This is a genomic window from Mucilaginibacter sp. UR6-11 (assembly GCF_020880695.1).
Classification (GTDB): Bacteria; Bacteroidota; Bacteroidia; order Sphingobacteriales; family Sphingobacteriaceae; genus Mucilaginibacter.
In genome coordinates this window covers 181,155-200,020 of record NZ_JAJIWO010000009.1, presented here as the reverse complement: position 1 = coordinate 200,020, position 18,866 = coordinate 181,155, and the positions used below count along the sequence as shown (strand labels likewise).

The window sequence follows — 18,866 nt, the reverse complement described above, 5'->3', positions numbered from 1 at the left end:
TCTGTTTTTGTTGGTTACTTGTTAAAGTAACACTTTTTAACTTTCTAACCGAAATTCGCTTCCGGTGACCCTTTCTTTTGGGACTGCAAAGGTAAGAACCTTTTTCGTTATTCCAAAAATTATATTTGAAATATAATTTGAACCCTTTCTCTCTCACGATATCCTTCAGAATATCTTCCCTTTTCAACGGGCTGCAAAGGTATGACTTTTTTTAGTTTGTGCAAATTATATTTTATTTAATTTGATTCCCTTTTTACTAGCCTTGTAATGTTATTCAGAACAATTCCGCTTCCTCTTTTGCGGGCTGCAAAGGTACGGATAGTTTTGATCCATGCAAATACTTTGCAATAAAAAATCATCATGCATGGCTAACACTTTGCAAATCAGCACGAAAAAAAAATCGACTTATAAATACAATCTCTGCTAAACCGTATTTAATAAGTTTGAAGGGCAGGAAACCTTAATAGCCTGGACATTGGGTAACGGGTATACACTATACTATATATAATAGTATAGATCCTCTGCTATCACCAATACTACCGGCAGGTTGCTGATTTGCAATTAAGCTATTCTTATAGCAGCTTAACCGGTTTTAACGCCAGGTAATATAATAACGCCGGCAGCTTGAGTTTTTTTTGTGGGTATAATTAACGCCACACAATATTAAAGGTTAAAAGATGTTAAAATACGTACCTATATATATACATAGTAAAAAACACCTTATATATTAGCTGGCTAAATAAAAAATTGACTGATTTATAATATTCCTTATCTTTGCAAAATGTTTAAAAAACAACTACCATTATTTATTGGCTTATTAGTAGTATTAACTTTTGCCGTAATTGGCTGCAAAAGCAAGTACGAAAAGCTTAAATTAAGTAATGATAATGCTAAAAAATTCCAGGAGGGCAAGCGGCTGTACGAGAAAAAAGAATACGCCAAAGCATTAGGCCTGTTTGAAACCCTGCTATCGCGCTACCGTGGTACTGACGGCGCTACAGACCTTTTTTATCTTAACGCTATGGCTAATTATAAGTTGAAAGACTATACATCAGCTGCTTATCATTTTAATGAATTTGCTACTTCTTACCCGTCTGACCCGAGAGCAGAAGAGGCCAGGTTTTTAACGGCTTATTGTTATTACCTTGACGCCCCTGTTTTTTCGTTAGACCAGGAGAATACCTATAAGTGTATTGAGAAGCTACAATTATTTATTAACCTTTATCCAAAAAGCGACCGGGTTGCCGAAGCCAGTAAACTGATACAAGACCTACGCGACCGTTTGGAATTGAAATCATACTCAAACTCCAAGCTATATTTAACGATAGGCGAAAACCAATCGGCAGTTATTGCATTTGGTAACACCTTACGTGATTATCCGGATACCAAATATGCTGAGGAGCTGGAGTTTTTAACGATTAAAGCGCAATATGAATATGCGCACCAAAGCCGCGAGTATAAACAGGAGGAACGTTATAACCAGGCGATAACCTTTGCCGACCAGTTTTTGGAGAAATACCCTAAAAGCAGTTATATGGCACAGGCTCAAAAACTAAAAAGAGATAGCCAAAACGGCATTGACGACGTAAAAAGAATAATAGCCGCAGCGCGCGAAGACGAAAAGCTGGCACGCCGGTTAGCTAAAAAAGATTCTGTATTTATACAGCAACGATCAGAAAATCAGGACATTCATAAAAAAATGCCGTAATTAAATAAGATATGAGTAACAACAATAACAATAATCCAGCAACTAAACCTGCTATTGCAAGCAGCACAGTAACACGCGATTTACGCGACCTGGATGTAGAAACAGGAAACATTTACGAGTCATTGGTAATTATGTCAAAAAGGGCAAACCAGATCTCAAACAATGTAAAGGAAGAATTGCATGCAAAACTTTCTGAATTTGCTTCGTCAAACGATAACCTGGAAGAGATCTTCGAAAATCGTGAGCAAATTGAGATCTCTAAATATTACGAGAAACTGCCTAAGCCATCATTGGTTGCCGTTCAGGAATTTTTAGACGGTAAAATTTACTACCGCAACCCGACAAAAGAAGCATAAGCTTTTTTTATTTCAAAAGTTAAAGTCAAAATTCAAAAGCCGGGGATACTCATGTTTTTGAATTTTGACTTTTTTATTTTTAATTTAACAAGATGCTTGAGGGTAAAAATGTAGCATTAGGTGTATGCGGTAGTATCGCTGCCTATAAATCGGCTTTATTGGTTAGGTTGCTGGTTAAATCCGGAGCTAATGTACAGGTGGTAATGACGCCCGATGCTACCAATTTTATTACGCCTTTAACCTTGTCTACCCTATCAAAAAATCCGGTATATACAGATTACTTTGTAGCCGAAACCGGCGAATGGCATAACCATGTTGAACTGGGCCTTTGGGCCGATGTGCTGGTTATTGCCCCGGCAAGTGCCAACACTTTGGCAAAAATGGCCGTTGGGTTAACAGACAATTTACTTACCGCTGTTTACCTGTCGGCCAAATGCCCGGTATATTTTGCGCCTGCCATGGATCTGGATATGTGGAAACACCCGTCTACCACGGCTAATATTGACACCCTGCAATCTTTTGGCAATATCCTCATAGCGCCCGGCACCGGCGAACTGGCCAGCGGACTGCATGGCGAGGGCCGTATGGCCGAACCTGAAGAGATCATCGCTTTTTTAGCCGCGGATATTAAAAAGAAACTGCCATTGGTAAATATAAAAGCGCTGGTAACCGCCGGCCCTACTTATGAAGCCATTGACCCGGTGCGGTTTATCGGTAACCATTCATCAGGCAAAATGGGATTTGCTATTGCTGATGAACTGGCTATGTTAGGCGCCGATGTTACGCTGGTTTCGGGCCCGTCGGCCCAGGTAAGTAAGCAGCGTGCCGTAAAACGCATTAACGTAACCACCGCTGCCGAAATGCTGGAAGCCTGCCAACAAAATTATACGGACGCAGCTGTTTGTGTAATGAGTGCCGCCGTGGCCGATTATACCCCGCTAACCGTTGCCCCGCAAAAAATAAAAAAACAGGACGACGGCCTTACTATCGAAACAAAAAAGACTACCGATATATTAAAGTTTTTAGGCGACAATAAAAAGGAGGGCCAGTTGCTGGTGGGTTTTGCCCTTGAAACCAACAACGAAGAGCAAAACGCCATAGAAAAACTTAAAAAGAAAAATCTCGATTTTATTGTACTAAATTCGTTAAGCGATGCGGGGGCTGGTTTTAAAACCGATACCAACAAAATAACTATTATTGACCGACAGTTGCAAAAAACAACCTTCGGCCTTAAAAGCAAGGAAGATGTTGCCAAAGATATCTGTGATAAAATAAGATCGCTGTTAAAAAAATGAAAGCACCGGGCATTTATCTCTATATAGCGTTGTTACTGGCAGGTTTTACTGCCAGCGCACAGGATCTTAACGCGCGTATAACAGTACTTGCCCCTAAAATACAAACCACCAACAAGCGCGTGTTTCAGTCGCTTGAAACGGCGATGAAAGATTTTTTGAACGGCCATAAATGGCTTGCCGAGAATTTGCAACCGCAGGAAAGGCTGGACTGTAATTTTATCTTAAACATAACATCATGGGACGGTGCCGGCAAATTTACCGGTGAGCTTCAGGTACAATCATCGCGCCCGGTGTTTAACGCCAATTATAATACAACCCTTTTAAGCGTTAATGATAAAGACTTTGAGTTTACGTATACCGAAGGGCAAACCATTGATTACTCGGACCAGAACTTTCAGTCAAACCTGAGCTCGGTAATGGCTTTTTATGCCTATGTAATTGCCGGTATGGATAATGATACCTTTTCGCGCTATGGCGGCACGCCGTATTATAACCTGGCGCAAAATGTGGTTACCAATGCCCAAACATCATCATATAAAGGCTGGAAAGCGTTTGACAGCAATACCAACCGTTACTGGCTTGCCGAGAACCTGAATAATAAGATATACGCGCCGCTACGCAGCTTTTTATATGACTATCACCGTAGCGGGTTGGACCTGATGGCTGATAACGCCGCCCGGGGCCGCAAAGCCATTTCTGAACTACTGCCTGTCCTAACCCAGCTTGACAGGCAGCGGTTGGGCGCTATGTTGCCCCTGGTATTCTTCACCGCCAAATGTGATGAACTGGTATCCATATATGCGCATACGGATGCGCAGGCACGTATCGACGCGCTGAACATCTTTACCCAGGCCGACCCTGCTAACGGCATTAAATACCAGGAATTGCAGAAGAACTGATAAGCCGGTATATCGCAGTAGCGTGCATGAAGTTATATCCCTGATCCTTTAAACATTTTCAACAGCATGTTAGCTATTACCTGGTAACCTTTATCCGACGGATGAAGCCCATCATAAGTAAAGTTAACCGCTTCGGTTGGGTAAGGATATTCATCCGTTGCCGGATTAAACGGGATGCCGATGTAATCCGGATATTTATAATTTCTGTACTCGCCGGTGGCAGCATCTTTAAGGCGCTTAAATTTTACGGCATTTTTAACCGTCATGCCGCTTTTGTTGTACAGGTCTGCTACTTCAAAATGCTCCAGCCGCCCTATGTTGTTAACCGCATCAACAAACTGAGCCAGCGACTGTCCGTTTTTTTCTTTATATGATCCAAACGCATTATTCCGCTTATCAGCTATATAAACAAAGTCGCTACGCTGCATAGGTGTTATCAATATAATTTTGGCATTGCTGTTTAAACTGCGCAACTTATCAATAATGATCCTGAAAGCGCCATAAGTTGTGCCGGTGCCGGTATTATCGGTATAGTCTTTAAGTGTGCCTAAATGCACGCCGCCCCACCAGTCATTGGTTCCTAAAAAAACGGTATAAACATCTGCCCTGGTCAGGCTCAGTTTTTCAATGTTTTGGGCAATGCCAACGGCGGTCCACCCGTTGTGGCCCTGGTTAACATAGGTTATATGGGGGAGTTTTTCGGTAACGCGGGTCATGTAGCCTTTGGTATCACGGTTGCCGGTTTCGTTCAGATGATCGTTAAGGTAGGTTATTGAATCGCCCAGTGCAACCCAGGTGACCGGCTGCTGCGTGGTAAACGATGAAAATATTAATGCCAGCGCGCAAATTATAAACAGACTTCTCTTCATGATCTTTAATAGCTATTAAATGGTTTATTCGGGTGACCTAACCTAGCAATAGTTTGGCAGATGTGCAAGCGCTTGCCACGCTGATCTGCCGTAAACTCAATAATTGCTTTGCCTGCCAATCTATTTGATGATATTTGGAAAAACTAATCCGCCTGTTGAAGTCTGCTATAAAATTATTGGTGCTTTGTATTATCCTTACCGGCTGCCGGCAACCTGCCGCGCAACATGCGGTGGTTATCCCCCGGTTTACCGTACCTCATTTCGCCGAGTGTGCCGACACGGTGGTTGATATGGGCAACTACATTTCGCATTATTCTTACGAGCTGAAAGAGCCGCTCTATGTCAGCTACACCCTGAGCCGTGGCGGGGGCAGTTGTAACCGTGCGCATTACCGATTCAGGGCCGGGCCGTTTACCGCTACCGCGTCAGACTATTCCCATTCGGGTTATGACGAGGGGCACCTGGCCAACGCTGAAGACTTTGCTTACGACTGCGCGCTGGATAAGAAAACCTTTAGCTTTTACAACTGCCTGCCCCAAACACCGCGACTAAACCGTGGCATCTGGAAGGTATGGGAAACAAGGATAAGGGCCCTATCGCAAACCAAGACGCTCTATATTACCGCCGGCGGGATCTTTACAACCAAACTGATTAAACCGGGTAAGCGGGTGGCCGTACCCGATTATTGCTATAAGGTAGTGATAGATTCGGCCAGCCGGAAAACGATTTATTGTTTGCTGTTCCCCAATGATGATACCGATGAGATGATTTCGATTGACCTGGAAACGTTGAAAGGAACATTAGGGTATCCGTTAAAGCTGGCGGGAACAAAGTAACCTGAACAATCCTTTTGATGCTTCGGGACAAATGGACTACCGGCTGATCTGTTCGCCGTCCAATCATTCATTTACCTGCATAGGATATTTGTCAATAATATTATTTGATTTTTCAGAAACCTGGCGGATAATCTCATCCAGCTCGGTTGCTGACAGGTTGATGAACCTGAGGATCTCATCTTGCTCGGCATTTTTTGGCGGATCAAGCATAGGGATCAGCCCGAGCAGGCGAGCCAGCGGTGCCCTCACCAAATGCGATTGCATCCATGAAATTTCACGGAAGGTTTTATTTTGCTCTTCAACGGTTTTTAAATATAATTTCCTGGCCGTAACATCGCGCCCGGTTATACAGGCGCCAATAATGAATTTGCCATGGTAAACAGGTGTCAGTGAATAGTGTATCCAGTAGATAATGCCATCAGTACCCCGGTACCTTCTGTCGTATTCAATTATTTCGCCCAGGTAAACCCTCTCAATAATGCGCCTGAAATAGGCCAACCTTGAAGCTTCTACAAAATCAAATATACTACGCCCTATCTCAAATTTTTGCTGATCCCGGTTAAAGCGTATCGAGCCGGACGCCCGCGAATTAACCAGCTTAATATTGTATTTGGCATCTAAAAGCACAAAGCCGTCAATCGAACTGTTAAATACAGCCCGTAAATTTGATTCAGACTCCCGTATCTTTTTGGTGGCATTAAATATTTCCAGCTGGTATGAAACCTGGTCGGTAATGTCGGTTGCCAGTACCAGCCTTACCTGCTTATCGTCCATCTGCAATAAGTTGCTTTCAATCCGTACATAAATATAACTGCCGTCTTTTTTGATATGCTGCGAGTTCCCTTCATAGTAAGTACCCGATTTCCGGTTAGCAGTTACGATTTGTTCAACAGCAGCAACCGCTTTGCTTGACCGGATATCTTTTATGGTCATCGTCAAAAACTCTTTTTTGCTATAACCGTAATGTTTAGTTGCTGCCTCGTTTACATCTAAAAACCTCAGGGTTTCCGTATCAAATGTCCACATGGGTAGCGGGCTCAGATCAAATATTTTTTTATACCGTTCTTTAAGGCGGTCTCTCTTCTCGATGGTTACCTGCAATTTTTCAAGAATCCGATGGATCAGCATAACAATAACACCGCTTCCAAAAATTAAATTAGAACTAACCGCAATCCATTCGCCTGGCCTGTACTGGCTTGATAAAGCGGTGTTGCCACCATCCAGGGCTATAATGAAGGCAAATAAACCCAAAACAACCGTGTTAACGCTTATTGATATATAGGCGTACTTTACCGGCATTATCAGCGCTATTAAAACGGTCAGGAAAAACAAATAAAATATCCCCGGCCCCATATAGCCCAACGTGTAAATTAAAAAGATGGCCAGGGGGTACAATATGGCAACAACAAAAGCCTTTTTGTTGCCCAGTGATAATTTGCGGGTAAAAGTTGCAACGGCCAACAGCGAAAAAGCTGACAGATCAACAATGGCTATAGCGAAGTCGCGGTCATGTAGCGCGACGGTTACACATGGGAGTAATGCAATTAAACTTATAGGTAAGCAGTAAGTTAAAAAAGTTAAAAAAAGCTGGTTCTGCCAAAAACCCAGCCCTCCCTCCTCCTGCTTAACATTTAGAGGCAATCCCAACTCAATCATTACAACATACTTTAGCCATAATTTCCTCATGCACTCCAAGTACCAATTAAAGCTAAAAACCATTTATACACCAACATGTATAAACAAGTTAGAAAATAAATTTAGTATTAGAAGAATTTATTTAGCAAAAATTGTTGTTTAGTCATGAAATATTTAGACGCGGCAAAATTATACCCTGAAAATCAATTATCTGCCTTTTAATCTTAACTATCATTCATTATGCCATGTATTTGCCGGCTGCCAGTGAATTGACATGGGAATGCATGGCAATTTAGAAGGTAACTACACTTTGATAAGCCTTTTTGGGCTGCAGGTCCTGATCAAATAACAACGGGTAATTTTTGCGGCCCTTCACCGGGAAATTATCCAGCCAGCTGCTACGATCGCTCAGGTTCCAAAAAGTTACGCCTGTTATATACTGCTTGTTCTCTCTGAACAGTTTAAATACCTGGCCGTAGCGCTCGGTTTGTTTCTGTTCTATTTCTGGTGTGTAAGCCATTGCTTCCTTGTCGTTATGGCCGTAAATATTCATATCTAATTCTGTTATCTGCACCTTAAGCCCTAATGACGCATACAATTTAATAGCATCGGTAATCTGCGCATTAGTCGGGTCGGTTAAGTTCCAATGCGCCTGCAGGCCTATTGCGTTTACAGGTGCACCCGCGTCAATTAGTTTTTTAAGCAGCCGGTAAACGCGGTCGCGTTTTTGAGGGTTCTCTGTACCATATTCATTATAAAACAGTATGGCGTCTGGGTCGGCTTCGTGTGCATATTGAAAAGCTTTTAAAATATAATCGTCGCCGCATAGCTGGTACCATACCGAGTTGCGGTAAACTTTATCGTTCTCATCGGCAACAGCTTCATTTACCACGTCCCAGGCATAGATCTTGCCTTTATAGCGGCCAACAACCGCGTAAATATGTTGCTTTAACCGCTCCAGCAAAACTTCTTTGGTAACCAACCCGCCGTCTTTATCACGATACATCCAGGCCGGTGTTTGCTGGTGCCAGCATAAATTATGCCCGCGCACCTTTAAACCATGCTGTTGTGCAAAGTCAACAATAGCGTCGGCATCATTCCAGTAATAGCGGTTCTCTTCAGGGTGGATCGGGCCCATCTTCATAGCGTTTTCGGGCGTCAGGCTATTAAAGTGCTGCAGAATTAAAGCCTGCGCAGCGGGGTCGCGTAGTAAAGCGGGTGTTACGGCCACGCCTACCGGGAAATAACCGGCGTAATAATCCTTCAACCCCTTGTTACCGGCAGCTTGCCCGTTAGCGCCAATAACCCAAAACAGGCCGGGAAGCAACAATAAAGCCCTGTTTAAAATAAGTTTTAACATAGTGATTGCAAGTGTGAGCCACTAAGATATTAAAATATAAGCTGTGCCGGGTAACCGTTAATCCGTAAATAGCATGTTTACTACATTATAGGTCGGAGTTGCGCTTCCGCTAAACTTTGGCCAGTGGGAAATTTTCATATCCCTTTTTTGCTTTCCTGGATGGTTCTGTCTAACCAGTAAACCCCGTTAATGGGGTCGCTTACATAGTGCAGGCGCACCTTGCCCGCTTTGTCAATAACCACATTGGTGGGATACAGGTTAATGTTATATTCAGCTGCATAAGCCCGCCCATTGGTGGAGAGCGTATAACCAAAAGGCATTTTTTTAACAAAGTCTTCCACTTCCGAATCCTCATCCAGTGCAAAAGCGACAAAGATCACATTCGGATCGTCTTTATATTTAACCGACAGCTTGTTTAGTTCGGGTATTTCCTCGCGGCAGGGCGGCAGCCAATAAACCAGAAATTAAATACCAGGGTTTTGCCGGCCCAGTCTTTAGCTTCAATTTTTTTGCCGTGGATATCTTTTATTTTAAATGGCTTGATAACCTGCCCGGTTTTAAAAAATGTACTTTCGGCAGGCTTGGGCATGCGTGCAAACCAATAAGCTTTTTGTTCGTCGGTATATTTAACCAGCAAAAACGGGGTGTCGTCTTTAGCCGCGTTAACCGGCTTTAACCAGTAATCGCCGCTTTGCACCATTTTTCGCCATAGCATATACGGATACTTCATTCCGGACGAATCAACAACAACCGAAATTTGTGTTGCCTTAGGTGGCGGTGTTTGCGCCCGCATACCAAACGCGGTCAATAATATTAAGGTGAAGGATAAGATCATTTTTTTCATCTGCCGATAGGATTTGGGTTTTACAAGATAAAGCATAAGCCTTATATGTGCAAGTGAAATTATATTTCATCCCTGTTGTGCCAACAGCAGTACCGATGTTACTTCGCCCTTATTGGTGTTGTCACCAACAAATACCGTAATGGTTACTTATACCCTGTTTAATATTTAATAATAGCCCCCCGGGCGCAAGAGAGGACGTTGCAGGTCGTCTAAATTTTGACCAGTTGGGGATAATTAGCATCGCGTAGTTGCCTGGCAACGCGCTTAATAAACATATAGTTGGCCGATCCGCCGATTACGGCGCCAACTACAGGCACCAGCCGTTCGGCGGTTTTAGACCCGAGGTTGATCAGCAGTTTTTCTGCCACTTCTTCCATTACATTCTTTGTAACGGTTACACCTGCGTCCACTTTAAGGGACGATGCCACAATTTTAAAAAAGTCGTTAAATTTCACCTCGTAGCGGCCGGTGCGGTGATAATTAACCGCCAGCGTAACCCTAAATTGCTGTGTCACCAGGTTAATCATATCCAACGGGGCGCCCACAATCATAGTCGTCAGTCCGCCGGCGCCGGCCATGGCGCCGCTGCCCGCTGCTAACAGCGCGCATTGGTTAACAAACTTATTAATGCCCAGTTCATCCACGCCTTTTTTAACCCCGAGCTGATCTATATGGCTGTAAATATTTTTAAACCCACCTTTAGCCAGGTTTTTAACCCCCTGCTTAAGGTCAGCCTTCAATTTATCAAAATTAAAATTGGGGAATAATGGTATGGTGCTCATGGTTATTAAACGTTTATTAACTGATGCTATTACCATGCCATAATAATAAGCATAGGAAGTATCCGTCGCTGGTTAATGAAAATTTAAGTGGGCTGTACAGAAGGCACAAGTTCCAAAAAGGCCCCGAATCACTCCGGGGCCTTTTGCCATGATAATCAATCACTAATCCTTACGGCTTAATCTTTTTAATTGTGTCCTTTTTAATACTGTCGCGCTTTAGTGTGTCGTGCTTGTGCGTCTTTTTTTGTTTTTTGGTGGTGTCTTGCTGCATCCCGAAGGCAAATTCCTGTAAACCGAATGCCGATACGAGTGCCAGCATAATTAATCGCTTTTTCATAGTTTTTAATTTTGATGTTTAAATAAAATTGTCCGGATGCCAAGCCTTTTTATCAATGTGACCCGGCGGTTATCCGTATATAGAACGGCAGCATTTGCGGGTTTATTCTCTTTAAAAGAAAGCAAAACAGTTCAATTCATACTTGTGTAGACAAAAACTTGACTGTACAAGTAACGATATTTAATCATTAGTTAACTAAATTTCAGCCGGTTGAAGAAACAGGCCACGCGGTGCTGCAGACACGAAAAAAAATGAAGTTTTTTAAAGATTAGTGATTAAAGATTGAAGATTGGGCCCGTCGCTTTATAAATTGGCATATGTTTATTGGGCAGGTGATGCGCTAAGAGAAGCGGATACGGGCCCCGCGCCTAACGCCCGCGCAGTATGAGCGGAAAGCCCGGCCGCAGACAACGCCCGAAAATCTTAAAACCAGGTGATCCGCTTATGATTACACTGGTTACAGCTGTTATAATAACCTAATTGGTAAAACAATTTAAAATCAGTGTGATCATAAGTGCTACCAACTTCCGCCTGATCCGCCGCCGCCGAAATCGCCGCCGCCAAATCCACCGCCGCCGCCGCTACTGCCACCGCCGCCAGAAAAACCTCCCCAGCCGCCGCCATTACTGCCGCGCCCTAATGCCGAACCGGCTAAAAACCACCAGAACGGGCTTGCGCCGCCACGGCTGCCAATAACCTGCCCGCCGCCGCCGCCGCGGTTACGAAACACTGCTATAAGTATAACTATTACAATAATGATAATAAAACCAACCGGGGCACCGCCTTCATCTTTTTGGCCGCCAGCTTTTTTATCGGCCTTATATTCGCCCCTGGTGTATTTGATTATATCGTCGGTACCGGCATCCAGTCCGCCATAATAATCGCCCTGCTTAAAGCGCGGGTTCATATCATTTACGCGAATCTGCTGGGTAATAATATCGGGCAGTGCGCCTTCAACGCCATAACCGGTTTGGATGGACAGTTTGCGGTCGTCAAGCGCCACCAATACCACGATGCCGTTATTCTTTCCTTTTTGCCCTACGCCCCAGGCACGACCCAGCTTTTGCGCATATTCATTTACATCATAATCGCCGATAGAATGCAGTATCACAACCGCTATCTGGGTTGATGATGAGTCACTAAAAGCAACCAATTTATTCTCTAAACGCTGTTTTTCATCAGCAGATAAGGTATTGGTATAGTCAGTAACCAAGGTGTTTGGTTTAGGCGGAAAATCCTGCGCAAACAGGCTCAGGCTACCCAGCAGCAAACCAACAAATAAAATTATTTTTTTAAACATGTTTTTAGGTTTAATCGCCATCCATAAAGGCAACGTCGTTAGATAGCTCATCCGTATCATTGTCCAGATCATGCGGAAAGTATTTTCCTAACTGATCGCCTGCAATTTTTATCCCGGTAACAATGCCTTCAACAATATCGCCGGTTTTAAAATGGTTAAGCATATCTTCTTTGGTACTATCCCAAAAGTCATCAGTAACAACCTGGTTTATCCCCGCATCGCCAATAATGGCAAACTTGCGGTCAACCACGGCAACATATATCAGCACACCATTACGCAGCTTGGTTTTATGCATATCCAGCTGGTAAAAATATTTGGCGGTGCGGTCAAGCACGTCTTCGCTACAGGTTTTTTCAATGCAAACCCGTAGTTCGCCCGATGTATGTTTCTCGGCTTCGGCAATTGCCTCGCGTATGCGCTGTTGCTCTTCGTCGTTAAATACGGCCATTTTTAAGTGGTTAGAGATTGGAGATCAGTAATTAGTCAGTATGTCTTGATAAATGGTTAGCGACCCGAATCCAGTCTCGGGTCACTAACAGCTAATCACTATCTTAAAATTGTACTTTCGGCGCCTTATCAGCACCAGCTTCTGACTGAAAGTAACCTTTCTCAGTAAAGCTGAACATCTTAGCCGTGATGTTCGCCGGGAACGAACGGATCCTGGTATTATATTCCTGTACCGCGCTGTTAAAATCATTACGTGCAACCGAGATCCGGTTTTCTGTACCCTCTATCTGTGCCTGCAGGCCCAAAAAGTTTTCGTTTGTTTTTAACTGCGGATAATTCTCGGTAACCACCATCAGCCTGCCTAAAGCCTGGCTTAACTCGCCTTGTGCGGCCTGGTAAGCTTTGATTGACTCGGGGGTTAATTTAGATGGATCAACCTGTATAGACGTTGCTTTTGCACGTGCGTTTATTACATCTGTTAAAGTGCTTTTTTCAAAATTGGCCGCACCTTTTACAGCAGCAACCAGGTTTGGTATCAAATCAGACCGGCGTTGGTACTGTGTTTGTACCACTCCCCATTTAGCTTTAATGTTTTCGTCCATTTGCACCATGCTGTTATAACTGCATGAGCTTAATGACATGGCTGCCACTACTACTAATATTGCTGTGAATAGCTTTTTCATTTTTTTTTAATTTTTGTTTTATTTTGATAATTAGAGAACAAAACATATACCGTTGTTACAAAATATGTTTTGCCTGCCAATATGGCAATTGTGTTTGGTAAATATAAGTAAAAGATCGGTATACAATGTGTTGCGATTGCTGCGGGAATAGCGCAAAGTAACACTTGCGATAACCGGATAATAAAAAGTGCCGTCCTTAGTGCCGATATAGTGGGGGCTTGCAGTTTTTAATTTATATTTGGGTTTAAAAATTAACTTTTTTCCCGGTTTCTTCATGAAGAAAATACTTACTACCCTGTTTGTCTGTTCTGCTTTTATAGCCAACGCGCAAAAATCTCCCGAAAATTTAGTTCAATATGTTAAGCCCATTGTAGGTACCCAGCGCATGGGGCATACCTTTCCGGGTGCTACTGTGCCGTTTGGAATGGTGCAGCTTAGCCCCGAAACCGATACCGCGGGCTATGAACTGAACGGCCACTACAACCCCGATGTTTATAAATATTGCGCGGGTTACCAGTATGAGGATAAAACCATTGTAGGTTTTAGCCACACCCATTTTAGCGGCACAGGCCACTCAGACCTGGGCGATTTTTTAATTATGCCGACCGTGGGCCAGCTCAAACTTAACCCGGGTACTGCAGATAAACCACATAGCGGTTACCGTTCGCCATTTTCGCATGCCAATGAAGTAAGCGAGGCTAACTATTATAAAGTAAAACTGGACGAAAATAATATCATTGCCGAGATGACCACCACTACCCGGGTTGGCTTTCATCAATATACTTTCCCTAAATCAGACAATGCGCACATCATCCTGGATTTGATGGCGGGTATCTATAATTATCCTGATAAAAACGTGTGGACCTATCTGCGCGTTATTGATGATACTCACGTTGTGGGTTATCGTTTAACTAATGGCTGGGCACGCAGCCGCGCTTTGTATTTTGCGATGGAGTTTTCTAAACCGTTCATCGCCCATGGCTACAAAAACTTCTCAAAACGCGAGGTGTACGGCGGTTTCTGGGGTAAGTTTAACCAAACCAAAAACTTCCCTGAAATAGCCGGTAAGCAGATACGCGCTTATTTTGATTTCAAGACCGAAGAAGGCGAGAAGATCAAAATAAAATTTGCCATATCGCCGGTAAGCATGGATGGCGCGGTTGCCAACATGAAAGCCGAAGCCACTACCTGGGATTTTGACAAGGTTAAAAACGATGGTCAGGATCAGTGGGAAAAAGAGCTGCATAAAATTACCATCAGCGGTAATAAAGAGATTAAACAGAATTTCTATACTTCAATGTACCATACCATGATCAACCCTACGGTTTATATGGATGTGGACGGACAGTACAAGGGCCTGGATCAAAATATTCACAAAGCCGAAGGATTTACCAACTATACTACCTTTAGTTTATGGGATACCCACCGCGCGCTGCACCCGCTGTTTAATATTATCGACCCCGACCGCAATGCCGACATGGTAAAGTCAATGATGGCGCATTTTGACCAAAGCCCGGAGCATATGCTGCCGGTATGGAGCAACTCGGCCAACGAGAACTGGTGCATGAGCGGTTATCATAGTGTATCGGTAATTGCTGACGCGGTTGTAAAAGGAAATGCACCGTTTGATGCTAATAAAGCTTTGGAAGACTGCGTAACGACAGCCCGTCATAAAGACTATTTGGGCATAGGCTATTATATGGATCTGGGATATATCCCGGACGAAAAAGATGGCAACTCGGTATCGTCAACTTTAGAGTATGCTTATGATGACTGGTGCATAGCGCAAATGGCTAAAAAACTTGGCAACACGGCCATCTATGATGAATTTATCAAACGTTCACAAAACTATAAAAACGTATACGATCCAAAATCCGGCTTTATGCACCCCAGGATGGCTGATGGCAAGTTCCGCGATAAATTTGATCCGTTTACGACCATTAACCAGGGATTTATTGAAGGTAACGCCTGGAACTATACTTTATACGTACCGCACGACCCTGCCTCTTTAATTAAATTGATGGGCGGCAACAAACGCTTTATCGTTTATATGGACAGTTTATTTAGCTATAACCTACCGGACAAATATTTTGCCGAAACCGAGGATATTACCAAAGACGGTATTATTGGTAACTACGTGCATGGCAATGAGCCGTCGCACCACGTGGCTTATTTGTATGATTGGACCGACAAACCCTGGAAAACCCAGGAAAAGATCCGGATGATATTACCGCAAATGTATAAACCAACTCCGGATGGTTTGGGCGGTAACGATGATACCGGCCAGATGAGCGCCTGGTATATCTTTAGTTCGCTGGGCTTTTACCCGGTTGCCCCAGCGTCTGACCAATATGCTATTGGCAGCCCGGCGGTTGATGGCGCTACGATACAGGTAGGCGGCGGTAAAACCTTTGCAATCCATGTAAATAACCAGGCCGCTAAAAATGTATATATTCAAAAGATTATATTAAATGGCAAACCTTTAAATAAGCCGTTTTTAAGCCATGCCGATATTATGAATGGTGGCGAGATTACCTTCTTTATGGGAGCGAAACATAAATAGTTTGATTAAAGCTTGATATTGATGGAGGCCGCCTGCAGTTTGCAGGCGGCCTTTTTTACGTCGGGATGGTCGATAACCCGTTAAAGTTGCTTTTGTTTTAGTGTGATTGCAGTATTAATTAATAAATTTCCTTTAAAACTTATTGATAAAACAGGTTGTTTAAATGTCTTTACAACGAAGCTTTTTTATGAAGGATATAGCCAGACGTTTCCCCGAAAATCCATTATTATCACCCATCGATCTTAAGTGTAGCGAAGATGGTTTGCAGATTATCTGTTTGTTAAACCCGGGCGTGTTTACGTTTGAAGGTAAAACCTGGCTGATCGTACGTGTTGCTGAAAATGCTGTACAAAAAGAAGGTTCCATTTTCTTTCCGATACTAAATGAACTGGGGAAAACTGAGATAATGGAGTTGCCTTCAGAACATCCGGAACTGATCACTACTGATCCACGGGTGATCCGTTATATGGGGCTGGATTACCTGACCACCCTATCGCACTTGCGCCTGCTTTGCAGTGATGACGGCGTGCGGTTTTATGAGCCCGAAGGCTACGGATCGTTATTCGGTATCGGAAAATTAGAGTCGTTTGGTATTGAAGATTGCAGGGTTACTTTTTTGGAAGGTAAATATCACCTCACTTTTACTGCAGTATCAGCCAATGGGGTGGGGGTTGGCATGCGCACCACTACCGACTGGAAAACTTTCGAGAACCACGGCATGATCATCCCGCCGCATAATAAAGACTGCGCTATTTTTGAGGAAAAGATAAACGGATTATACTATTGCCTGCACCGCCCCAGCAGCGTGGATATCGGCGGCAATTATATCTGGCTGGCGCAATCGCCGGATGGTGTGCATTGGGGCAACCATAAATGCATCATTAAAACCCGGAAAGAAAGCTGGGACTGCCAGCGTGTAGGCGCGGGCGCCGCACCCATTAAAACCGACAAGGGCTGGCTTGAAATTTACCACGGAGCCAACAACGACCATCAATATTGCTTGGGCGCTTTCCTGCTGGATCTTAATGATCCGTCAAAAGTTATTGCCCGCACCGACCAACCAATTATGGTGCCTGCCGAGCCGTATGAGCTAAGTGGCTTCTTTGGCAACGTGGTATTTACCAATGGCCATATTGTCGATGGCGATACCGTTACTATATATTATGGTGCATCGGACGAATTTGTTTGCGGAGCTAAGTTTTCTATTCAGGAGATATTTGGGGCGTTGGGGGTGTAGAGGTGCAATTTTTTTGTGTTTTACGACTGACATTCTTATAAATTGTCGTCGTTGATTGATAAGGAAATGCGCACTTTATCAATATCTATTAACCAATCTCTCGCGAAGCGGTTTAATACTCACCAATACTCAATAAAACCAACGTACAAGCATATTCCGTATTAATCCCTTCAGCATCCGCCAGGCGTTGCAGCTCGCTGTTTTCCGTTCCGGGATTAAAGATGATCCGTTTTGGTTTGGTAGCTAAAATATAGTCATACAACGGTGGCTGGTTCTGCGGGCCAACATATAGGGTGATGGTATCTATATCAGTATGGATAACTTCCGGTTTTTCAATAGGTACACCGGCTACCTCGCCGGTTTTTAAACCTACGTTAACTATGGGGTGTCCGTGTCCGGCCAACCGGTTAGCAGCCAGGTATGCGTATCTGCCCGGGTTGGGCGTAGCGCCTAATATCAATGTTTTTTTATCAGCCATAACTTCATCACCCCCTTTCTTAAGAACAGGCTTTAAAGTTTATCCTTTAAAGCCGGCTCCCTTTTAGAAGATAGGTTGCACTAAGTATTCAAATATTACGCCAAGCTGTAATAATTGGCGGTTTTGGCAGTCAAACAGCCGTCACAAAAAATAATTAAATAATTTAAAATGTTTTTAAACGTGAATCGTCTTTACCTTTAAACAAGTAATAAATTGATCACAGCATTAATGCCCGAAGAAAGAGAAAGTCATATCATAAGCACTATAAAGGCTTATGGCAAAAACTTGCTGGGCTTTATCCGCAAACGGGTGAAAAATGATGCTGATGCGGAAGATATCCTGCAGGATGTGTGGTACCAGTTTAGCGCGCTGGTAAATTCTGAGCCAATTGAACAGACAGGCGCCTGGCTGTATAAAGTGGCTCGGAACAAGATCACCGATAAGCATAAAAAGAAATCAGAAACTTTACTTGACGACCTGTTTATAGGAGATGACGAGGGCGACGATGATACATCAGGCTTTAAAGACCTGCTGATGCCCGATGACAGCACCCCCGAAACGGAATATATGCGCAACCTTTTTTGGGAACAGCTATTTACTGCGCTTGATGAATTACCTGAAGAACAAAAACAGGTTTTTATCTGGCAGGAAATGGATGACATGACCTTTCAGGAAATATCAGAGTTAACGGGGGTGAATGTAAATACCCTGGTATCGCGCAAACGTTACGCCGTATTGCATCTGCGCGACAGATTACAACAGTTATATCAAGAGATCACAAAATATTAAAAACAAAAAACATGAAAAAATTACTTTTTAAGGGACGGTTCATATTTATACCCATCGCGGTAGCAGCTTTCCTTTCGCTCATCAGCTTTGTGGTAATGCAGCTTTGGAACAATTTATTACCCGCCATATTGCATGCTTCTACCATAACTTTTTGGCAGGCCATGGGCATATTTATACTTTGCAAAATACTCTTTGGCTTTGGCCATAAAGGCGGACGCGGCTGGGGTGGACGTGGCGGTGCGCCATGGATGCGTGCCAAAATGGAAGAACGCTTTAAAACCATGACGCCCGAGCAGAAAGAGAAGTTCAAGCAAAAAATGCGCGATCGTGCCGATTGCGGCCCATGGGGACGCCACGAGCATCCGTTTAACCGCGACTGGGACCAGTTTGAAGCCGAAAGCGCAAAGAAAGAACAAGAATAATTAGTAGCAGCGGCAGTTGCAGTTGC

At 43.5% G+C, this 18,866-nt stretch carries 20 protein-coding genes and 1 pseudogene; 9 read left to right on the top strand and 12 right to left on the bottom strand.

Translation table 11 applies throughout. The features are described from left to right. The first annotated feature begins 781 nt into the window (after nt 1-781). The 4 genes from LJ658_RS18390 to LJ658_RS18375 all read left to right on the top strand — a co-directional run bounded on the left by LJ658_RS18390 (nt 782) and on the right by LJ658_RS18375 (nt 4,258). Nucleotides 782-1,708, top strand: a complete 927-nt coding sequence (locus tag LJ658_RS18390; RefSeq protein ID WP_230548012.1) for an outer membrane protein assembly factor BamD — start codon at nt 782-784, stop codon at nt 1,706-1,708. Nucleotides 1,709-1,719: 11 nt separating this feature from the next. Then, entirely contained in the window at nt 1,720-2,064 is a 345-nt protein-coding gene (locus tag LJ658_RS18385; protein ID WP_230548011.1) for a DNA-directed RNA polymerase subunit omega, read from the top strand. Between the two features lie 92 nt (nt 2,065-2,156). Continuing rightward, nucleotides 2,157-3,359, top strand: coding sequence for a bifunctional phosphopantothenoylcysteine decarboxylase/phosphopantothenate--cysteine ligase CoaBC (gene coaBC / locus LJ658_RS18380; protein ID WP_230548010.1), 1,203 nt, complete (start codon nt 2,157-2,159; stop codon nt 3,357-3,359). Beyond that, complete coding sequence (locus LJ658_RS18375) at nt 3,356-4,258, top strand: DUF4835 family protein (protein ID WP_230548009.1); 903 nt, start codon at nt 3,356-3,358, stop codon at nt 4,256-4,258. The genes coaBC and LJ658_RS18375 overlap by 4 nt, the downstream gene beginning before the upstream one ends. A gap of 32 nt (nt 4,259-4,290) precedes the next feature. Here LJ658_RS18375 and LJ658_RS18370 read toward each other — a convergent pair whose 3' ends face one another. Together LJ658_RS18370 and LJ658_RS20590 are read right to left on the bottom strand one after the other, a co-directional pair. Then, on the bottom strand, nt 4,291-5,127 hold the full coding sequence (locus LJ658_RS18370) for an SGNH/GDSL hydrolase family protein (protein ID WP_230548008.1): 837 nt from the start codon (nt 5,125-5,127) through the stop codon (nt 4,291-4,293). Between the two features lie 246 nt (nt 5,128-5,373). Beyond that, a pseudogene (locus tag LJ658_RS20590) lies at nt 5,374-5,427 on the bottom strand (hypothetical protein); the annotation flags it as partial. On the opposite strand from LJ658_RS20590, the gene LJ658_RS18365 reads away from it, so the two are divergent. Then, nucleotides 5,418-5,963 (top strand): DNA/RNA non-specific endonuclease, encoded by a 546-nt coding sequence (locus tag LJ658_RS18365; RefSeq protein ID WP_370633093.1) that lies wholly within the window; start codon nt 5,418-5,420, stop codon nt 5,961-5,963. The pseudogene LJ658_RS20590 and the gene LJ658_RS18365 overlap by 10 nt on opposite strands. 63 nt (nt 5,964-6,026) lie before the next feature. Here LJ658_RS18365 and LJ658_RS18360 read toward each other — a convergent pair whose 3' ends face one another. The 9 genes from LJ658_RS18360 to LJ658_RS18320 all read right to left on the bottom strand — a co-directional run bounded on the left by LJ658_RS18360 (nt 6,027) and on the right by LJ658_RS18320 (nt 13,351). After that, nucleotides 6,027-7,649, bottom strand: coding sequence for a PAS domain-containing protein (locus tag LJ658_RS18360; protein WP_230548006.1), 1,623 nt, complete (start codon nt 7,647-7,649; stop codon nt 6,027-6,029). Between the two features lie 241 nt (nt 7,650-7,890). Further along, nucleotides 7,891-8,958: an endo-1,4-beta-xylanase gene (locus LJ658_RS18355; protein WP_230548005.1), complete on the bottom strand. Its 1,068-nt coding sequence runs from the start codon at nt 8,956-8,958 to the stop codon at nt 7,891-7,893. A 134-nt stretch (nt 8,959-9,092) separates the two neighbouring features. Continuing rightward, on the bottom strand, nt 9,093-9,368 hold the full coding sequence (locus tag LJ658_RS18350) for a peroxiredoxin (protein ID WP_230548014.1): 276 nt from the start codon (nt 9,366-9,368) through the stop codon (nt 9,093-9,095). A 5-nt stretch (nt 9,369-9,373) separates the two neighbouring features. Next, the gene (locus tag LJ658_RS18345; protein WP_230548004.1) at nt 9,374-9,802 is read right to left on the bottom strand and encodes a hypothetical protein; all 429 of its coding nucleotides are present in this window, start codon (nt 9,800-9,802) and stop codon (nt 9,374-9,376) included. Nucleotides 9,803-10,011: 209 nt separating this feature from the next. Then, a complete protein-coding gene (locus LJ658_RS18340; RefSeq protein WP_230548003.1) occupies nt 10,012-10,584 on the bottom strand; it encodes an EcsC family protein in 573 nt (190 codons plus the stop codon). A 169-nt stretch (nt 10,585-10,753) separates the two neighbouring features. Continuing rightward, nucleotides 10,754-10,921 (bottom strand): hypothetical protein, encoded by a 168-nt coding sequence (locus tag LJ658_RS18335; protein WP_230548002.1) that lies wholly within the window; start codon nt 10,919-10,921, stop codon nt 10,754-10,756. Nucleotides 10,922-11,438: 517 nt separating this feature from the next. Continuing rightward, nucleotides 11,439-12,221 carry a YgcG family protein gene (locus tag LJ658_RS18330; RefSeq protein WP_230548001.1) on the bottom strand — a complete coding sequence of 261 codons (783 nt, stop codon included), beginning with the start codon at nt 12,219-12,221 and terminating at the stop codon, nt 11,439-11,441. Between the two features lie 10 nt (nt 12,222-12,231). After that, nucleotides 12,232-12,669: a TPM domain-containing protein gene (locus tag LJ658_RS18325; protein WP_230548000.1), complete on the bottom strand. Its 438-nt coding sequence runs from the start codon at nt 12,667-12,669 to the stop codon at nt 12,232-12,234. A 103-nt stretch (nt 12,670-12,772) separates the two neighbouring features. Continuing rightward, nucleotides 12,773-13,351 carry a LemA family protein gene (locus tag LJ658_RS18320; RefSeq protein ID WP_230547999.1) on the bottom strand — a complete coding sequence of 193 codons (579 nt, stop codon included), beginning with the start codon at nt 13,349-13,351 and terminating at the stop codon, nt 12,773-12,775. A 274-nt stretch (nt 13,352-13,625) separates the two neighbouring features. Between LJ658_RS18320 and LJ658_RS18315 the strand changes: the two genes are divergently transcribed. After that, nucleotides 13,626-15,914 carry a GH92 family glycosyl hydrolase gene (locus LJ658_RS18315; protein WP_230547998.1) on the top strand — a complete coding sequence of 763 codons (2,289 nt, stop codon included), beginning with the start codon at nt 13,626-13,628 and terminating at the stop codon, nt 15,912-15,914. A 163-nt stretch (nt 15,915-16,077) separates the two neighbouring features. Then, nucleotides 16,078-17,151, top strand: coding sequence for a glycoside hydrolase family 130 protein (locus LJ658_RS18310; protein ID WP_370633092.1), 1,074 nt, complete (start codon nt 16,078-16,080; stop codon nt 17,149-17,151). A 112-nt stretch (nt 17,152-17,263) separates the two neighbouring features. Here the strand turns inward: LJ658_RS18310 and LJ658_RS18305 are convergent, their stop codons facing one another. Further along, nucleotides 17,264-17,629: a CoA-binding protein gene (locus LJ658_RS18305; protein ID WP_230547997.1), complete on the bottom strand. Its 366-nt coding sequence runs from the start codon at nt 17,627-17,629 to the stop codon at nt 17,264-17,266. A 213-nt stretch (nt 17,630-17,842) separates the two neighbouring features. Here LJ658_RS18305 and LJ658_RS18300 point away from each other — a divergent pair, with 213 nt between their 5' ends. Both LJ658_RS18300 and LJ658_RS18295 read left to right on the top strand, forming a co-directional pair. Beyond that, entirely contained in the window at nt 17,843-18,418 is a 576-nt protein-coding gene (locus LJ658_RS18300) for an RNA polymerase sigma factor (RefSeq protein ID WP_230547996.1), read from the top strand. A gap of 11 nt (nt 18,419-18,429) precedes the next feature. Continuing rightward, nucleotides 18,430-18,840: a hypothetical protein gene (locus tag LJ658_RS18295; protein WP_230547995.1), complete on the top strand. Its 411-nt coding sequence runs from the start codon at nt 18,430-18,432 to the stop codon at nt 18,838-18,840. Nucleotides 18,841-18,866 lie beyond the last annotated feature (26 nt).

Bases quoted from the DNA above. Each gene is read 5' to 3' on its own strand.
- LJ658_RS18315 (WP_230547998.1), top strand. From the start codon at position 13,626: ATGAAGAAAATACTTACTACCCTGTTTGTCTGTTCTGCTTTTATAGCC.
- LJ658_RS18385 (WP_230548011.1), top strand. From the start codon at position 1,720: ATGAGTAACAACAATAACAATAATCCAGCAACTAAACCTGCTATTGCA.
- LJ658_RS18335 (WP_230548002.1), bottom strand. From the start codon at position 10,921: ATGAAAAAGCGATTAATTATGCTGGCACTCGTATCGGCATTCGGTTTA.
- coaBC (WP_230548010.1), top strand. From the start codon at position 2,157: ATGCTTGAGGGTAAAAATGTAGCATTAGGTGTATGCGGTAGTATCGCT.
- LJ658_RS18390 (WP_230548012.1), top strand. From the start codon at position 782: ATGTTTAAAAAACAACTACCATTATTTATTGGCTTATTAGTAGTATTA.
- LJ658_RS18355 (WP_230548005.1), bottom strand. From the start codon at position 8,958: ATGTTAAAACTTATTTTAAACAGGGCTTTATTGTTGCTTCCCGGCCTG.
- LJ658_RS18345 (WP_230548004.1), bottom strand. From the start codon at position 9,802: ATGAAAAAAATGATCTTATCCTTCACCTTAATATTATTGACCGCGTTT.
- LJ658_RS18330 (WP_230548001.1), bottom strand. From the start codon at position 12,221: ATGTTTAAAAAAATAATTTTATTTGTTGGTTTGCTGCTGGGTAGCCTG.
- LJ658_RS18370 (WP_230548008.1), bottom strand. From the start codon at position 5,127: ATGAAGAGAAGTCTGTTTATAATTTGCGCGCTGGCATTAATATTTTCA.
- LJ658_RS18340 (WP_230548003.1), bottom strand. From the start codon at position 10,584: ATGAGCACCATACCATTATTCCCCAATTTTAATTTTGATAAATTGAAG.
- LJ658_RS18360 (WP_230548006.1), bottom strand. From the start codon at position 7,649: ATGAGGAAATTATGGCTAAAGTATGTTGTAATGATTGAGTTGGGATTG.
- LJ658_RS18320 (WP_230547999.1), bottom strand. From the start codon at position 13,351: ATGAAAAAGCTATTCACAGCAATATTAGTAGTAGTGGCAGCCATGTCA.
- LJ658_RS18325 (WP_230548000.1), bottom strand. From the start codon at position 12,669: ATGGCCGTATTTAACGACGAAGAGCAACAGCGCATACGCGAGGCAATT.
- LJ658_RS18305 (WP_230547997.1), bottom strand. From the start codon at position 17,629: ATGGCTGATAAAAAAACATTGATATTAGGCGCTACGCCCAACCCGGGC.
- LJ658_RS18375 (WP_230548009.1), top strand. From the start codon at position 3,356: ATGAAAGCACCGGGCATTTATCTCTATATAGCGTTGTTACTGGCAGGT.
- LJ658_RS18295 (WP_230547995.1), top strand. From the start codon at position 18,430: ATGAAAAAATTACTTTTTAAGGGACGGTTCATATTTATACCCATCGCG.
- LJ658_RS18365 (WP_370633093.1), top strand. From the start codon at position 5,418: ATGGGCAACTACATTTCGCATTATTCTTACGAGCTGAAAGAGCCGCTC.
- LJ658_RS18310 (WP_370633092.1), top strand. From the start codon at position 16,078: ATGTCTTTACAACGAAGCTTTTTTATGAAGGATATAGCCAGACGTTTC.